The 13756-nt window shown below is 36.7% G+C and carries 16 protein-coding genes; 9 read left to right on the plus strand and 7 right to left on the minus strand.

Annotation, left to right across the window (positions count from 1 at the left end; genetic code table 11):
• Positions 1-40 precede the first annotated feature (40 nt).
• From CES88_RS01325 to CES88_RS01335, 3 genes are read left to right on the plus strand one after another with little or no spacing between them, the layout of a single operon-like run.
• Positions 41-433, plus strand: coding sequence for an acyl-CoA thioesterase (locus CES88_RS01325; RefSeq protein WP_290729903.1), 393 nt, complete (start codon positions 41-43; stop codon positions 431-433).
• Positions 434-1141 carry an ABC transporter ATP-binding protein gene (locus CES88_RS01330; protein ID WP_290729906.1) on the plus strand — a complete coding sequence of 236 codons (708 nt, stop codon included), beginning with the start codon at positions 434-436 and terminating at the stop codon, positions 1139-1141. It abuts the gene before it with no gap.
• Entirely contained in the window at positions 1141-1953 is an 813-nt protein-coding gene (locus CES88_RS01335) for a hypothetical protein (RefSeq protein ID WP_290729908.1), read from the plus strand. The genes CES88_RS01330 and CES88_RS01335 overlap by 1 nt, the downstream gene beginning before the upstream one ends.
• Before the next feature lies 1 nt (position 1954).
• On the opposite strand, the gene CES88_RS01340 is transcribed toward CES88_RS01335, so the two are convergent.
• Both CES88_RS01340 and CES88_RS01345 read right to left on the minus strand, forming a co-directional pair.
• On the minus strand, positions 1955-2314 hold the full coding sequence (locus tag CES88_RS01340) for a hypothetical protein (protein WP_290729910.1): 360 nt from the start codon (positions 2312-2314) through the stop codon (positions 1955-1957).
• Positions 2315-2440: 126 nt separating this feature from the next.
• Positions 2441-3490, minus strand: coding sequence for a DUF2914 domain-containing protein (locus CES88_RS01345; RefSeq protein WP_290729912.1), 1050 nt, complete (start codon positions 3488-3490; stop codon positions 2441-2443).
• Positions 3491-3562: 72 nt separating this feature from the next.
• Here CES88_RS01345 and CES88_RS01350 point away from each other — a divergent pair, with 72 nt between their 5' ends.
• The gene (locus CES88_RS01350; RefSeq protein ID WP_290729914.1) at positions 3563-4921 is read left to right on the plus strand and encodes a hypothetical protein; all 1359 of its coding nucleotides are present in this window, start codon (positions 3563-3565) and stop codon (positions 4919-4921) included.
• Here CES88_RS01350 and CES88_RS01355 read toward each other — a convergent pair.
• Positions 4918-5646, minus strand: coding sequence for a MipA/OmpV family protein (locus CES88_RS01355; protein WP_290729916.1), 729 nt, complete (start codon positions 5644-5646; stop codon positions 4918-4920). The two genes, CES88_RS01350 and CES88_RS01355, sit on opposite strands and share 4 nt — an antisense overlap.
• 98 nt (positions 5647-5744) lie before the next feature.
• On the opposite strand from CES88_RS01355, the gene CES88_RS01360 reads away from it, so the two are divergent.
• Positions 5745-6434: a glycerophosphodiester phosphodiesterase family protein gene (locus CES88_RS01360; RefSeq protein ID WP_290729918.1), complete on the plus strand. Its 690-nt coding sequence runs from the start codon at positions 5745-5747 to the stop codon at positions 6432-6434.
• On the opposite strand, the gene CES88_RS01365 is transcribed toward CES88_RS01360, so the two are convergent.
• Positions 6418-6561 carry a hypothetical protein gene (locus CES88_RS01365; protein ID WP_290729920.1) on the minus strand — a complete coding sequence of 48 codons (144 nt, stop codon included), beginning with the start codon at positions 6559-6561 and terminating at the stop codon, positions 6418-6420. The two genes, CES88_RS01360 and CES88_RS01365, sit on opposite strands and share 17 nt — an antisense overlap.
• 90 nt (positions 6562-6651) lie before the next feature.
• Complete coding sequence (locus tag CES88_RS01370; RefSeq protein ID WP_290729922.1) at positions 6652-7935, minus strand: HAMP domain-containing sensor histidine kinase; 1284 nt, start codon at positions 7933-7935, stop codon at positions 6652-6654.
• Positions 7936-8013: 78 nt separating this feature from the next.
• Here CES88_RS01370 and CES88_RS01375 point away from each other — a divergent pair, with 78 nt between their 5' ends.
• The 4 genes from CES88_RS01375 to CES88_RS01390 all read left to right on the plus strand — a co-directional run bounded on the left by CES88_RS01375 (position 8014) and on the right by CES88_RS01390 (position 12532).
• Positions 8014-9288 (plus strand): acetyl-CoA C-acetyltransferase, encoded by a 1275-nt coding sequence (locus tag CES88_RS01375; protein WP_290729924.1) that lies wholly within the window; start codon positions 8014-8016, stop codon positions 9286-9288.
• A 167-nt stretch (positions 9289-9455) separates the two neighbouring features.
• Positions 9456-9950: a hypothetical protein gene (locus CES88_RS01380; protein WP_290729925.1), complete on the plus strand. Its 495-nt coding sequence runs from the start codon at positions 9456-9458 to the stop codon at positions 9948-9950.
• A 56-nt stretch (positions 9951-10006) separates the two neighbouring features.
• On the plus strand, positions 10007-11920 hold the full coding sequence (gene recQ, locus CES88_RS01385; RefSeq protein WP_290729927.1) for a DNA helicase RecQ: 1914 nt from the start codon (positions 10007-10009) through the stop codon (positions 11918-11920).
• A 3-nt stretch (positions 11921-11923) separates the two neighbouring features.
• Positions 11924-12532 (plus strand): hypothetical protein, encoded by a 609-nt coding sequence (locus CES88_RS01390; RefSeq protein WP_290729929.1) that lies wholly within the window; start codon positions 11924-11926, stop codon positions 12530-12532.
• Here CES88_RS01390 and CES88_RS01395 read toward each other — a convergent pair.
• Positions 12516-13262, minus strand: a complete 747-nt coding sequence (locus CES88_RS01395; RefSeq protein WP_290729931.1) for an NAD-dependent deacylase — start codon at positions 13260-13262, stop codon at positions 12516-12518. The two genes, CES88_RS01390 and CES88_RS01395, sit on opposite strands and share 17 nt — an antisense overlap.
• Before the next feature lie 307 nt (positions 13263-13569).
• The gene (locus tag CES88_RS01400; RefSeq protein ID WP_290729933.1) at positions 13570-13710 is read right to left on the minus strand and encodes a hypothetical protein; all 141 of its coding nucleotides are present in this window, start codon (positions 13708-13710) and stop codon (positions 13570-13572) included.
• Positions 13711-13756: the final 46 nt, after the last annotated feature.

Below are 13756 nucleotides of genomic sequence, written 5' to 3' on the forward strand. Positions count from 1 at the left end.
ATTAACTAGAAACTGTCCTAACTTTTACGACGAGGAATTTATGTCAAATAATACAGCGATGGGCGAATTATCATTAAGAACACTAGCAATGCCGGCAGATACAAATCCAAATGGAGATATCTTTGGTGGTTGGCTAATGTCCCAAATGGATATTGCAGGAAGTATCTTTGCTATGAAGCATTGCGGCGGAAGAGTCGTCACAGTGGCCGTCGATTCTATGGTTTTCCATTCTCCAGTTCATGTTGGGGATATAGTTTGTTGCTACTCGGAACTTATTAAACAGGGAAATACTTCGCTTACAATTAAAATTGAAGTTTTCGTTGTAAAGAGATTCCAAGATATACGAACGAAGGTTACTGAAGGACAATTTACTTACGTGAGAATTGATGAACGTGGAAAGCCGACGGCAATTGATAAATTAAGGAATTCATAAATGATTATTGCAGAAAATATTTCAAAGAAATATGGAAGTCATATTGCTCTTAAGAATGTGAGCTTAAATGTAAAAAGAGGCGAGGTCTTTGCTTTGCTTGGACCAAATGGAGCAGGGAAGACGACTTTTGTAAAAGCTCTCTTAGGACTTGTGAATTTATCTGAGGGAAAAATTCTCTTAGCAGATAGGGAAGTAAGTGATCCTAAAAGTCGTGAAGGAGTGGGCTACTTACCTGAGAAATTTTCTTTTCATCACTACTACACTGTCTATGGTTGCGTGGAATTCTTTGGAAAAATGAACGGCTTTAGTGGAAGTGATTTACGAGAGCGTACTCTCTCTGCTTTAGATAAAGTAGGAATAAACGACCTTGCAATGAAGAAATTAGATGAAATCTCTAAAGGGCAGATGCAAAGAACTGGGATTGCGACTCTATTAGTTGCAGACAATCAATTAATTATTCTGGATGAACCTTTTTCAGGGCTTGATCCAATGGCAATAAAAGAGCTTAAGGATATTATTGCTGGACTTGCAAAGGATGATGAAAAAACTGTTTTCATCAACTCTCATATCCTCTCAGAAATGGAAAAAATCTGTGACTCAATGGCAATTCTAAATAAGGGAGAACTCATTGTAAGTGGTAAAATTTCAGAGCTTATTCAGAGTGAAAGTTTAGAGGAATACTTTTATAAATTAGTAAAGGAAAGTTAATGAATTTTTCAATTATAAGAATACTAACAGAGAATACAATAGCAAAGGAATATAGAAATAAGGCACTACTCTTTATTTTTATTTTTACTCTTGGAGTAATAACTCTCGCCAATATATTATTAGACTTTATTAATACAAATTTTAATATTGGAGGAGCTGCAGGTCTTGGGGACAAAGGGTTCTTTATTATGTTCTTTGTGATTTCTTCCATCTCAACAATCACCTCAATTCTTCTTGGCCTCGGCTGTATTAAATCAGACTTTGAGTCATCTTCAATTTCTCAGATTCTAGCCTTTCCGATTAGAAGAATTGAATTTCTTATTTCAAGAGTTTTAGGAGCGTGGATTATTGCTCTCCTATTTTTTCTTCTCTCTGTTGGTTACACAGTTCTCCTATTCTCTTTGACGACCTCAACTTCATTTATTAATGGATCACTTTTCTTTGCCACTATTTCAATGGGAGCAAATATGCTCACATTAATTACTTTCTCTGCTCTTATTTCTCTCTATGTTCCAAAGCTCTATGCGTTTATTATTTTGATGTTCTTTAGAACTTATACTGCGGCAACAGGCTCTTATTTAGTCAGCCAGGGCCCAGAAGCCCTCTTTACAGACCTCTCCTTTATGAAGGTGATTAACTTGTCTCTCTACTTCTTCTTTCCAAGAATGCAGGTGATGGATGCTTACTCAAAAGAGTTCTTAGCGGGAGCAAGTTTTACTATGGATAGTCTCGCTTTCTTTAGTCATTACTTTGTAACTTTCATTATTCTCTTCGCTATTTTTGGAGCGCTCTTTTCTAGAAAAGAAGTTTAGACTATCTTGTAAGAACAAACTCTAGCTTATTATGAGAAATAGAGTTTGTTCTGGCGGTAAAAGTAATGGTCTTAATATGTTTTTTACTGAGAGACCATTTTCCTATTTCCTCTCCATTCATTTTCTTTATATCTAAGACTAAGAAAGTGCCATCAGAGAATTCCAAATATATTTCTTTAATCGTAATACTCTTGGTCGACTTTACAGTTAGGTGATTTATTGACTTGGCCCTTATGGAAAAGGTTTTAGTTATAGGGAGGTTGATCTGCTCTAGATTTGCCTGTAGGTGAAAGTTCTCCCTAATCGCTCCTATGGAGGCGAGACTGAAGAAAAACAATAATAAACAGATTCGTTTTGACACTACTTCTACTCTTTAAAAATATGGTAGATTAATTAGAGCAATAATAGTGCCACAGTTGTTCTTGTGAAATTAGCTACTAGATGCGATGCGTTTTGAATGCAAAGTGAAACCAATGCCCTTATGGCACTAGTCTTTCACGTCTATTGTCCACTCTCGTTTTTTCTCAGGAACAGAGCTAATCGAGAAATCTACTCTTCCAATTTCTCTATTATCTGAGCTCATGACCTTTGCTCTCCAGAAACCATTGGTGTAATTCTTCTTGTAAGCATAGGCCCTGTAACCCCAAGTATTGCCCCCCTGAATGGAAAGAGGAATGCGGTCACTTATTTTCCAAATCTTGTCCCACTTCTCCCATTGAATATAGAGCTTCTCACTAAGTCCTTTAGGGGCGAATACTCTTGCAAAGACGTAGACGCTGTCGCCCGGTTGGGCCTTAAAGCTTGTGTCACTAAAACCAAAGAAGTTGGTAAAAGAGCTTTCACTGTAGAGATTATAAGAATTTTCTAGTTTTACAATTTTATGATAGACGCCAATTTCCTTCACACTGAGAGGAACAGGAGGGAGAATATTAGTAAAGTAACCAATGATTAAAAAAACACTCATAGCAGCTGAAATAATTTTAGATTCGTTAGTCGCTGGATGTTTTAGTCTTTGCAAGAGGATTGGAAGAGTTATCGCCGCGAGAGTAATTGTTAAAAAGAAAATAAAACTCCCTATAAAACCAATGAGTACAGGAATATAGATTATAAAATAGGCACTAATGCAAAATTGAACAAGGGTTAACTTTATAAGGCTTCCTCTTGCTTGGAAGAGGGGGGATTCATTGGCAAGAAGAATCAGCAGGACAATGACGATGAATATTCCAGAACTAGAAAGAGAGCTACTCTTAAAAAAGAAAATAGCAAAACCACTCAATAGCCCTCCCGCTAGAAAATGAAAAATATCTCTTTGATATTCTGAAAACTTCTGAAGCCAAGACTTCTTGTACTCTTTCTCAAGGTAGACATAACTTAGAATAAGGAGTGACAAGTAGATAGTGTGACCTAGGAAGTTTCCAAATTCATCAACTTGTCCAAGTGTGGCCACATCGAAGAGAAATCCTGATATGAAGAAAATGGCGATCAATAAGTTCGGGTATTTCTGGTGAAAGTCTTTGCTCTTTTGGATAAATTTCATAAATCTTATTGTAATCTAAGAATTTAGTTAAAATGAATATTTCTTGGCGCTGAATTATACTATAATACTAATATGTTAAAATTATTACTAATTGAGTCTAACGATAGAGTTTTAAAGTTGCTTGGTGACGGGTTGTCGTTAGACTTTGATGCCAAAATTCTAAGTACTTATAAGACTTTCGATGCCAAGCAGATTATTGATCATGAAAGACCTAATCTCATTATCGTAAGAAATAAATTTAAAGTTGATGATGAAAGTATTGAAATGGCCAATACGATAATGAATTATCTCTATGATATTCGCTCTAAAATTCCTGTCATTGTGTTGGGAGACTTTGAGTTTCCTTCTGGTATTTTTGAAGTACTTCCTGATCGTTTTCGTATTGAAGAGTTGAAGCGATTAATCATTAAATTATTAAAAATTAGTCCAGATCAGCTAAGACAGATGAAGTTACCAGATTATGTTCCTCTGGCAATTCAAAACTTTTATCTAATGGATATTGCCTCTTGTGATATTTATATAAAATTGCAAACAAAGACTGAAGAGAAATTTATTAAGAGAATTAATAAAGATGATTCTATTGATAAGTCCGCAGTTCAAAAGTATGAGGAAAATAATGTTCAGTTCTTTTATATTAGAAAAGAAGAGCATACTCACTTGTTAAATGAACTACTCCAGCAGTCACTTGAAAAAATTGTGAATGTTGCTAAGAGCGGGCGTAGTGTTCACGAAATTAATTCAGATACCTATAGCATTAGTCAAAATCTTATTGATGCAGTAGGAGTAACTGATCATACTGTTCGACTTTCAAATGTTGCCATAGCTGCAATGTCGAAGTCTATTGAGGGACATAGAGAGATGTCTGGTTTGATAAAAGATATTTTAGATAATCCGGGAAGCTATGCTTATAAGAGAAATTATCTGACTTCTGCTCTTTGCCATGAGGTTGCTCCTCTAATGGACTGGGGAACTGGGGAGCAACTTAGTTTACAACAAGAGAAGATGACATACTTAAGCTTCTTTCACGATATTTATTTGAGAAACGAATCTCATCTAAAGATATTCTCTAATGAAGATGTGAAGAATCTCGAATTAGAGGCAGGAGATCTTGTTTTAAACCATGCGAATATGGCCGCGAATTTAATTCAGTCTTTCCCAAAAACGCCATCAGGAGTGGATATTCTTATTAAGCAGCATCATGGAACAACAACTGGTGTAGGGTTTGCTGGAAATTATTCTGCCGGAATATCTCCAATGGCGATTGTGTTTATTGTTATTGAAAAATACGCTTATCATATCTTGGAGCATAGTTCTGAAGAATTAGAAGATATTGTCACGAGGAAAGGTATCTTTCACAGACTCTATGAAGAGTTTAAATTACCTAGTTACAAGAGAATTGTTGATATTTTAAATAAACTCTCAATAACCTAATTAAATCGATAAGTAATTCCGGAAACCATTGTTAAGTACCAATCTCTAGCGACAGTTGGAGAGTCTTTGATTTCACTTTCTAAGAAAGTTGCCTTTGCTGAGTTGAACCAACTCCAATTCTTATTGATGAGCCATATGGGGCTTAGGGCAAAGCTATTTGTTCCACTTGCTCCAGGTGAATAGAAAGGGCGAGTTGTCGTCACTTCGTTTGTCTTTACACCATAGTAGTAATTAGTAAATTTTCGGTCATAAAATGAGTGAGAGAAAGTATAGTTTAAGATAACCGGTCCAAGAAAAAATCTTCCATTATAGGCAAGATCAATGACTTCTCCGTGGGAGCGACTTTGTACATCTCTAGAGTAGGAGAGTTTGAACATCATGACATTAAGTCCTGCCTCTACAAACCATGAGTCTTTTCTCCAATCCATACCTGGACCATAGTATCTCTCTCCAGATCTCTTCACTGCGATATAGGGAGAGATAAATTTATAGCTTGGAAGATCAACTTTTACATTGGGACCTGCAATGGAGACTGGACCTAATTTTATCTGTGCCATTGGGATAGCACGTATCTCAGTATTCTTATCTGATTTATCATATTGATTATCATTTCTAATATTTTGTTTAAAGGCGACTCCGCCTCCGAGAGAAAAAGAATAAGTAGACCTCTCCTGAGCGAATAGTGTCTGCGAAAATAAGATGATAATTAAGATCAATTTTTTCATATAGATATTATGTGTTTAAAAAAACTTAACTACAAGAGGGTAAGTTTTCTTTTAGAGTTTTCTTATGTAAGATAGAGAAAATGGTTAAGGAGATTAAGTTGTTTAGCGATACAAGAATGCTTGGACATAGAGGCGCAAAGGGTGAAAGACCTGAGAATACAATTGATGGTATTAAATACGCTTTAGATCTTGGACTTAGTGCTATTGAGATTGATATTCACTTAAGTGCTGATAATCGACTCGTTGTCATTCACGATGATACTTTAGATCGGACAACGAATGGGACGGGACTTGTTAGAGAGGCCTCTAGTGTAGACATGAGAGAGCTAGACGCTGGAAATGGAGAGAGGATTCCTTATCTTGAAGAAGTTTTAGATCTTTTAAATGATTATTCTTTTACTCTCTTTATAGAAGTTAAAGCAGTTGGTTGTGAGAAATTATTAACTACATTAATTAGTGAAAGAGAGATTCATCAAAAGATAATTGTTAAGTCTTTTAATCATAGGATCATAAAGAAAGTAAAAGAGATCGATCCAAAAATAAGAACAGCTTGTCTTCTTTATGGACTTCCTGTGAATGCTGTAAATATCATTGAGAATGCAAGAGCTGATGGGATTTCAATTTCTGTTTCAACTGTAGACCAGGCTCTAGTTGAACTCTGTCATCATCATAATTATAAAGTGACAGTTTGGAACGTGAATAAGGTTGAAGAGCTAGAGGCATTCGTTCAAATGGGCGTGGATTTTATCGGAACGGACTTTCCATCAATTGTTACTCTGCCGCGATAATTGAAAAAGAGTTTGGGTCACCACTTTCAATAAGTAGACAAAATTCTTCGTCTCTCTTATCAAGAGTCAAAAGAATATAGGTGCATAGCTCTAAAATGTAATGGTAAAGTGTTGCCAGAAAATTCATATAACTCCCCTTAAAAGCTTCTCTACAATATAGATTCTACTAGATCATTATGTGGTCTGAATGAGTTCTTTATTTGATTTGTGTTATTTGTTATCCAACCTTAGGCATATTGCTTAGATTTTTCACTGTAATAGCGGGGATTGTTATAACAAAAGTCGTTGCCTCTACACTAGTATCCAGCGAGAGCTCGCCGCCAAGATTTGAGATATTATTCTTACTAATACTAAGTCCTAGACCTGTTCTATGAGACTTGTCTGTATAGAAAGGATTGAATATCTTATCTACTTCTGTACTTTGTATTCCTTGTCCACTATCACTAATTCTAAATTCAAGTAGGGCATCAATTTTTCTAATATTAATTTCTATCCACTTCTTGTCGACTTCTAAGACAGCGTCATAGGCATTATTCACTATATTTAAAATGACATGCCCGAGCTGAATTGGGATTTGATATTGATCCATATTCTCAACTTTATTAACCAACTTGAATTGAATATTGGAATACTTCATCTTTGTTTCACATAGAGTAAGAACGCTCTCAAATATATAAGAGAAAGTTTCTCTAGCGATTGTCTTTTCATCAATTTGAGATTTAGATAAATTCTTCATTGATTTTACAATCTTACCAATTCTCTCGGTCATATTAATTATTTTCTCTATTAAGTCTCTTACTTCAGCATCATCTTGCTTAAGTGATTTTAGTTTTCTTGCCTTCACTTTTACAACAGTAAGAGGATTATTGATTTCATGGGCAATGCTGGAAGCGAGCTCCCCAAGTTCTGTATTTCTAGAAGAGCTAAGAATATTAATTCTCTGCTCATCTAACTTCTTTCTCATTTCGCTTCTCTTTTTTTCATGGGTAAGACAGAAGGTAGTACTTATAAGAATAACTGATGAATAGATAAGTATTTTAGAAGCAGTATTGAGTATTTCTGCTGTCATATGAAGATGATCAACAAGAGAGAATTGAGACGTTAGAATGATTGAGAATACTGATATGGCACAAATAATATACGTATGTTTTCTTGTAAGTATAAAGGAAGAAATTATTGGAACAACTGGATACCATGCCATGGCGGGAGAAGAGAAACCTCCAGTTAGACTTGCTCTAGAGAAAATAAAAGTGAAGGAGAAGATTAAAGTGTAGAAGACGGCATTTTCATATTTTTTTGCTTTTTTCACATAGAGATATAGGCAAAGAAAAACAAATGCAGAAAAAAGGGTGATATAATAGGATTTTGAATTAGACTGTACAAAGAGCGTCTCAGTTAGAAACCTGATGAAGAGAACGACAGTTGCCACACCTATTCCAAATAGGGTCGCTTTCTTCTTCCAAACTTCTTCTTTGATTGATTCTACTGTTATGTCTTCCATACTAACTTATCGGTGTATGGATGAAATTTATTGATAAAAAATACTACTATTAAAACTATAGTTATTTACGAGGTTATTATGTCTGAAATTAAAAAAGTTTGTATTATTGATGGAGCAAGAATTCCATTTTGCCGCTCAGGTTCTAAGTATATGGGACTTTCTAATAAGGAATTAATGAGTACTGCATTAAAAGCCTTGGTTAAAAAACTCTCTCTTGAAGGAAAAGCTGTTGGTGAAGTTTCTCTTGGAGCTGTGTCAAAGCACGCGGCTGATTTCTCTCTAGCTAGAGAGTGTGCGATAGAGAGTGGTCTCTCTTTTTCTACTCCGGCCTTTGACGTTCAAATGGCCTGTGGAACTTCACTAGAAGCAGCTATTCTTCTAGGAAATAAAATTGCTCTCGGCCAAATCGATTGCGCTATTGCTGGTGGCGTAGATACAAATAGTGATGTGCCAATTGAGTTCTCTAAGAAATTTTCTGATAGATTACTTCGCTTAAATGGAGCGAAGACTATGGGACAAAAACTTTCAGTCTTAAAAGGCTTCTCTCCAAAAGAGCTTCTACCAAAGCTCCCTGCTGTGAAAGAGGCGAGAACAGGTAAGTCTATGGGAGAGAGTTGTGAAGATATGGCAAAGAGATGGCAGATTTCTCGCTTTGAACAAGATCAACTAGCATTTGAGTCACATCAAAAAGCAGAAGCCGCTTATCAAGAAGGTTTCTTTGATGACTTAATCACACCGTGTGCAGGAACGAAGAAAGATAATATCGTGCGCGGTGATACATCGCTAGAGAAATTAAATAAGCTAAGAACCGCCTTTGATAAGAGTGCAAATGGAACTTTGACTGCTGGGAATAGTTCTCCTCTCTCTGATGGAGCTTCATGTATTTTTCTTTGTAGTGAGGAGTACGCAAAAGAAAATAACTTAAAGGTGATGGCCTACTTAACTTATTCACAATCTGCAGCTGTAAATTATATTGATGATGAAGGACTACTAATGGCACCGGCCTACGCAGTTCCAAAGATGTTAAAAAATGCAGGAATGACTCTGCAAGATTTTGATTTCTACGAAATTCATGAAGCCTTCTCTGCTCAAGTTCTCTGTACTCTTAAGGCCTGGGAAGATGAAGCTTTCTGCAAGGAGAAGCTAGGTCTAGACTCGGCACTTGGTTCAATCGATAGAGCTAAACTAAATGTAAAGGGTGGAAGTGTTGCTCTAGGGCATCCTTTCGCAGCAACAGGGACTCGAATTGTAACGTCTCTAGCAAAAATGTTAGATCAAAAAGGCTCAGGTAAGGGACTTATCTCAATTTGTACCGCAGGTGGAATGGGCGTTACGGCAATTTTGGAAAAATAAGATAATAGGCCCTCCACTTTGGAGGGCAATAAAGAGCATATTTAAGTTTCTTCAAAGAAGTGTGTTAAAATATAGTGAGGCAGATTAGCCAATCTCAAGCGTTGGGCTTTATGGATATCGAACAGATATTTTTTCACTTAACTTATGCATTTCTTCTTATAAGTGCGATGACTAAATTACCTCCTTTCGCGCGGTTTCTTCAGATACTTTCAGTATTGACCCTCGGTTCATTTCTAACTCTCTCTTCAAAAGATGGATATATGTGGCAAGTTTGGTCAAGTGGTGTGGTGCTCTTTCACCTTTTTTTCTGGAAGAATTATCACTCGGTCGCAAGTCGTTATGAAGAGTATGAATTAGATATTTGGAATGAGTACTTTCACGATGTTTCTGATGAAGATTTTCAGCTATTGCTAGACTCTTCCGACTGGAGAAAGTTCAACTTCAGTGGAACGATTTCAGCGGATAAAGATTACTTTGTACTAAAGTACACACAAGAGGAAAAGAGTTGGCAAAAGCTTATGCCTTCACAAACACTCATCAATACGAAAGGTGATCTTAAATTATTCGTCGATAGAGAAGCCCTTCGAGAGGCTAATCCACTCCTTGAAACGAGTATCTTACATCTTCTTACAGAGATGCCGCGCACAAGCTTAGCTTCTTAAAATATTTTAGTATATCTCTCTGGTACTAGGGTCTTCACACATGTTACCATTTTACTATGACAGACTCTAATCAACAGGAAAATTTAAGTTTTTCATTTTTCAACTCTGACCAATATAAGAGCAGCGCTCTTGAAGTCTTAAAGACAGTCTTTGGTCATAGCGAATTTCGTCATCATCAAGAGAAAATTATTACTGAAATTTTGGAGGGGCGAGATGTGCTGGCCCTTATGCCAACTGGTGGTGGAAAATCTCTATGTTACCAGATTCCGGCCCTCGTTAGAGATGGTGTGGGAATTGTTATCTCTCCTCTTATTTCTTTAATGGAAGATCAAGTATCTACTCTTAACGAAATGGGTGTGAGAGCAGCTTACTTAAATAGCTCTCTCTCAAGAGATGAGGGAAGAATGATTGAAGAGGAGCTGATCAATGAAGAGATTGATCTTCTCTATCTCGCTCCAGAGCGCTTACTACAACCTTATACTTTAAAACTTCTCTCATCACTAAAAGTTTCTGTAATCGCCATTGACGAAGCTCACTGCGTATCAAAGTGGGGCCCTGACTTTAGACCAGAGTATATGAACCTCTCGGTTTTAAAGCAGGCATTTGAAAGTGTTCCTAGAATTGCTCTCACGGCAACGGCCGATATTGATTCAAGAAAAACTATCGCCAGAGAATTATCTCTAGAAAATGCGAGGGTTTTCTTAAGTAGTTTTGATAGAGAGAATATCTCCTACGAAATTGAATTAAAGAATGATGACCCACAAATACAGCTTCTAAATTTTCTCGAACGATTTGATGTTGATGATGCTGGAATTATCTACTGTCTCTCTAGAAGAAAAGTTGAAGAGACTGCGGCTTTTCTAGTTGAAAACGGTTTCACCGCCTATGGCTATCATGCGGGAATGAGTGCTGTGAAAAGACGAAAGGTTCAACATGAATTCTTGTCCAATGAGGGAGTGATTATTGTTGCAACCATTGCTTTTGGAATGGGGATAGATAAACCAGACGTTCGCTTTGTGGCCCATATGGATCTTCCCAAGAGCGTTGAGTCCTATTATCAAGAAACGGGAAGGGCCGGAAGAGATGGACTTAGTGCCTGTGCATGGATGGTCTACTGCAAGAGAGACGCCGCGGTTTTAAAGCACCTCATTCGAAAGGGCACTAGAAGTATTGTTCAAAGAAGAGTGGAAGAGCATCATATTGATCTAATGCTAGGACTCTGTGAAACAACGAGATGCCGAAGAGAAGTGGTTCTAAACTTCTTAGATGAAGACTACCCTGAATATTGTGGGAATTGCGATATTTGCCAAGGGGCCTTAGAGGGAAAGGAATTATTAGATATTACTGATGAGATGATTCTCTACCTAAGCTCTATTTATAGACTTGATCAGAGAATGAATATTGAAATTATTTTTTCTTTCTTATTGGGTGAGGAGGACTTTAAATTTAAAGACTATATGAGTCTCGCTCACTTCGGACAAGGTTCTGGAGTTAGTATTCTAAAGTGGAGAGATATTCATAGAGTAGCTCTTGCCTCGGGGCTTGTAGAGGTAAGGTTTGATAAGGGTTCTGCTGTTAAGCTAACTAAGAGGAGTCTTAGAGTTCTTGAAGGAGAAGATAAGGTCTTTATGCGAACAGATCTCTCTAGGACAACACCTCCAAGAGCAAAGAAGGCCACAAAGAAAGTTAGAAAGAAGAGAGCTCCCAGGGTAAGAAAGGTAAAGAGTTATACTGCGAGTCCTGCAATCTCTCTAGACTCTGAAGAGAGACGCTTATTTGATAAGCTTAGGGAGTTAAGAAGATCAATAGCAAAGACTAAGAAAGTTCCGGCCTATAAGATATTTCACGATACAACTTTATTAGAAATCGTAAAGCAGAGACCAACGTCAGTAGAGGAGTTCTCTGAATTGCACGGGGTAGGTAGAGCGAAACTAAAGAAATATAGTAAGAAATTTATGGAAATTCTCTAAGTTGTGATTAAGTTAAAAAAGGCTATAGCTCTTCTTCTCATTCTCCTATTAAATTCTTCGTGCTCGATATTTAATGCTGGAACAGCTCATTTGAAATATTCTGATATTGATGCAGGTCTTGAGGGCAATAAGTATGAACTGAAAGAAAAGCTAGGAAGTATATCTGCTTCTATTAGGCAATTAGAACATCCTAAGGGTTATAGGAGCTGGGACTATATTGTTAAACTCTCTCCTAGTATTCATTTGGACCGCTTTGAGTTCCAAGCAGGAGTGGCGGCAACTAGCCCGACAACAACGACTAATGTGTATGATCTAAAATATAGACGTCTTTCTGGGCTTGGAAACTTAAAGATTGAGTTCTTTACCCCTGGGGGACAGCTCGTTTTTACCGCAGGTTTTGGGGGAGCGATCTATAGGCTTGATGATGGGCATGGGCTAAAGACGACAAAGACTAGAGAAGTTCGAAAATTTGATATCGCTTATAGTGTCTTTCTAACAGATCGAATTTTTCTAATGATGGGGCCAAGATATTATAAAACTGCATTTGAGCAATATACTTTTACTTTTAGAGTTGGCTACTTTTGGGGAGATGTCCCTAGGGGGTTAAAATAATTTTCACGAGTCTTGGCACTTGAATACTTGATTCTCCCGTTAATTGAGAATCAAAGGATCTAGAAAGATTTGTTGAAGTAAGGTTTTGCTCAATAGTCATAGCACCACTTTCCTTGGCCGCGGCTACAAACGTTGCTGCAGGATAGACTTCTCCCGACGTTCCTATTGATATAAATAAGTCACACTCTTCTAGAAGTTCACTAATCTCATCTAAGCGGTAAGGTATCTCACCAAACCAAACGATATGAGGTCTTAAATTTCCTGACTGCTTACAGCAAGAGCAAATTGTACTTTCATTTAGAACTCCCTCTATACTGTAGACTTTGAGAGTTTTAATACAATGCATTTTTAAAAGCTCTCCGTGCATATGAATAATATTCTGAGAGCCAGCTCTCTCATGTAGATCGTCTACATTTTGAGTGATGATTGTGACTTTGCCTTGAAACTTATTTTCAAGCTCTGCTAGAGCAAGGTGAGCTGGGTTTGGGGAGACTTCTGGAGTTTGTAATTGTGCTCTTCTAGCATTGTAGAAATTGAAGACTAATTCGGGATTATTTTTAAAACCATTTATTGAAGCAACATCCATAATATCGTACTCTTCCCAAAAACCATTGTGGTCTCTGAAAGTTTTTATTCCTGACTCAGCAGATATTCCTGCTCCAGTTAGAATGACAATATTTTTGATATTATTTGGTATAATCATTTCTATGATATTATCAAATAAATACATACATATCGAGAGCTAATGAGTGAGATAGAAGAAAATTTAGAATTAAAAGAGAGGAAGAAATTCTTCCTCTATAAGAGAAGTACATTATTTAACTGTATTTTTACAATTTTCTTATTTATGGCAAATCTCTTAATTGGTCTCCATCTGAGATTATTACTACTTAAGAGTTTCGATTTACTCCTCCTCTTAAGTCTCGTTTTCCTAATCACTTTTTTGGAGAAAATGATTCTCAGAAGGTTTCAGTACTCCTTAAATAAAGTAGGAGTATTACTTATTCAATTCTCCATTGTTGTGGAAATGATCTACTTTATTTTAAAGATTGAAAGCTTCCTAAATTGATAGAAGAAATACTCGTTGGACCGAGGTCTTTTATTTTCGCATTCCTTAGCGCTTTATTCGTCGTACATGATGCACTCATTACTAGGATAAATAGGCATAAAATCTTCATGACTTCCTCCTTTAGGCATCTTGCCTATTTCATGGATTAATTTTGC

This window comes from Halobacteriovorax sp. JY17, from assembly GCF_002753895.1.
Taxonomy (GTDB): Bacteria; Bdellovibrionota; Bacteriovoracia; order Bacteriovoracales; family Bacteriovoracaceae; genus Halobacteriovorax.